The following is a 2,738-nucleotide window of genomic DNA, read 5'->3' on the forward strand; positions in this document are numbered from 1 at the left end:
TCCTGGCGGCGCCCGGAATCGAGCTGGAGCACCTGGAGACACCGCCGTCCACGTTCGACTGAGACGCGGTCCGCCCGTCGGGCGCTGCCGGCGCGGCTCCGGTGCAGTCGTCACCGGCGATGCGGGCCGGGAACGCCGGGAGCGGCCGGATCGGGAACGTCGGCCGCGGCCGCGGGCGTGGGCGCGCCACCCGCGGCTCCCACAGACGGCGCATACTCCGAGACACCCGCACCCGCACCCGCAGCCGGGTCCGGGGTCGGGCTCACATACCCGCCACCGGGAGGGGCGTACTGAGGAGCGGCAGAAGGCTGAACGGCGGGAGGCTGAGCGACCGGCATGCCGCCTGCACCCACACCCGGACCCACCCCGGCCGCGCCCTGGAACGCCTGGCGAGCCTCCCGGGCCTGCCGCTCATGGACCACGGCCGCCAGGTACGCGCCCGGCGGCACCCCGTAGGGCGCCGGAGCCCCGGTACGGGATGCGAGGTCCGAGGCGAGACGTTCCGCCATGGCCGCGCCGACTTGCGGGTCCAGCTGCCGCATCCGCGTCAGGTACTGGCGGATGGCCAGCCACAGCCCGTCCGGCACGGCGGACAGGTCGAGTCCCGAGAACTGTCCCGCGAGCCACGGCGGCGGCGGAGGCACGAACGCCGCCCGCCCGGCCGGAACCCGCTCCCGCACGACCAGGGTCCCGGCGAACACGTCACCCAGCCGACGCCCCCGCGCCGACACGAGAGAGGCGATACAGGCGACGACCCCGAACGTCATCAGGATCTCGACCACCCCGACCGCCCCACGCACCAGCGCGTGCCGGAACCGGATGGGTCCCCCGTCGTCCCGCACCACCCGCAGCCCGCAGGCCAGCTTCCCCAGTGAGCGCCCATGGCTCAGCGTCTCGACCGCGATCGGCCCGCCCACCAGGACGAGCAGGAAGCTCGCGATGGATATCGCCGTCTGCGCGGCCTCGTCGAGTCCGGCCGTCGACAGCACCAGGACCAGGACCACCGCGAGGTAGACGACCATGGCCACGACCAGGTCGAGCAGCACGGCCAGCGCTCGGCTCGGCAGCTTCGCGGGACGCAGCTCCAGCGCCACCGCCTCGCCCGTCACTAGCTCACTCACACTCGTAGTCCCTTCCGGATTCATCCCCTGACCTGCCCCGAGAGTGGCCAGTCTGCCAAGCTGAGGTCATATCGCGCCGCAGTACGACCAGTACGACTGGTACGACCAGTGCGATCAGCGGGACAAGCCGACACGCAGTACGAGAGGGACGAGGAGCAGCACACCCGATGGACCTCGATGTCTTCGTGTCCGCCCATCGTGCCGAGTGGGACCGTCTCGATGCTCTGCTCCGCCGCCAGCGCCGTCTGGACGGAGCCGAGGTCGACGAACTCGTCACCCTCTACCAACGCACCGCCACCCACCTCTCACTGATCCAGGCGAGTGCTCCCGACCCGCAGCTCACCGGGCGCCTCAGCCAGCTGGTGGCACGCGCGCGTAGCGCCGTCACGGGGAACCGGCGGGCCTCCTGGCGCGACGTCACCCGCTTCCTGACCCACGGCTTCCCGGCAGCGGTCTACCGATCCCGCCACTGGTGGGTCCCCACCGCCCTGCTCTCCACCCTCGTCGCCGTGCTCCTAGGGTGGTGGATCGGCACCCACCCGGAGGTCCAGGCCAGCATCGCGGCCCCCGACGCGCTCCGCGAGATGACTCGTCCCGGCGGCCAGTACGAGACGTACTACTCCAGCCATCCCGCCGCGTCCTTCGCGGCGCAGGTGTGGACGAACAACGCCCAGGCCGCCGCGATGTGCCTGGTCCTGGGAATCTTCCTGGGCCTGCCGGTGCTCTGGATCCTGCTCCTGAACATGCTCAATCTGGGGGTAGGCATCGGCCTGATGACCTCGGCCGGCCGCCTCGACGTATTCCTCGGCCTGATCCTTCCGCACGGCCTGCTGGAACTGACCGCCGTGTTCGTGGCCGCCGGCACAGGGCTGCGGCTCGGTTGGACCCTCATCGACCCAGGGCCCCGGGCCCGCCGTTCCGCCCTGGCCGAGGAAGGGCGGGCCGCCCTGGGCATGGCGATAGGCCTGGCGCTGGTCCTCTTCGTGTCCGGCGCCATCGAAGGCTTCGTCACCCCGTCCGGCCTACCCACCTGGGCCCGCATCAGCATCGGCGTCCTCGCCGAACTCGCCTTCCTCGCGTACGTCTACGTCCTGGGTGGGAGGGCCGTCCGGGCCGGTGAGACGGGCGATGTCGAGGAGCACGAACGCAGCGCCGCGGTCCCCACGGCCGCCTGATGTGCGTCCACCCCTGTCGGGCTGTTAGTCTCCTCTTCGTTCCCGCAAGAGCTGTTGACACGGCCGATGTGGGGAGGTAGATTTGAACAGTTGCCTAGAGGTGGTCATACCCCAGGGCGGCAGTGAAAATCTACTGACTTCCTCGTGAATGCAATGTCCCGAGTGAGTCCACCCGATGAATCAGAACGAACGGCCGGTCAGTCCGGTGAAAAACTTCTGATAAAGTCGGACTCACCGAAAGAAAGCCGCAAGGCAATCAATTAGGTAAGGCCCTCCAGCGGCCACCGGAAACGAAATTCCGACCGGAAACGGAACGGAAAACGGATCTGGTAGGGTTGGAAACGCAAGACCGAAGGGAAAGTGCCCGGAGGAAAGCCTGAGAGTAGCTCGGGTGAGTACAAAGGAAGCGTCCGTTCCTTGAGAACTCAACAGCGTGCCAAAA

At 69.1% G+C, this 2,738-nt stretch carries 2 protein-coding genes; one reads left to right on the plus strand and one right to left on the minus strand.

Annotated elements, in window-relative coordinates:
• Positions 1 to 110: 110 nt before the first annotated feature.
• Positions 111 to 1,121 carry an RDD family protein gene (locus P1P70_RS43075; RefSeq protein ID WP_319247724.1) on the minus strand — a complete coding sequence of 337 codons (1,011 nt, stop codon included), beginning with the start codon at positions 1,119 to 1,121 and terminating at the stop codon, positions 111 to 113.
• Between the two features lie 167 nt (positions 1,122 to 1,288).
• On the opposite strand from P1P70_RS43075, the gene P1P70_RS43080 reads away from it, so the two are divergent.
• Positions 1,289 to 2,296, plus strand: coding sequence for a stage II sporulation protein M (locus P1P70_RS43080; RefSeq protein ID WP_319247726.1), 1,008 nt, complete (start codon positions 1,289 to 1,291; stop codon positions 2,294 to 2,296).
• Positions 2,297 to 2,738 lie beyond the last annotated feature (442 nt).

This window comes from Streptomyces sp. MB09-02B (assembly GCF_033794485.1).
Lineage (GTDB): Bacteria > Actinomycetota > Actinomycetes > Streptomycetales > Streptomycetaceae > Streptomyces.

Bases quoted from the DNA above. Each gene is read 5' to 3' on its own strand.
- P1P70_RS43080 (WP_319247726.1), top strand. From the start codon at position 1,289: ATGGACCTCGATGTCTTCGTGTCCGCCCATCGTGCCGAGTGGGACCGT.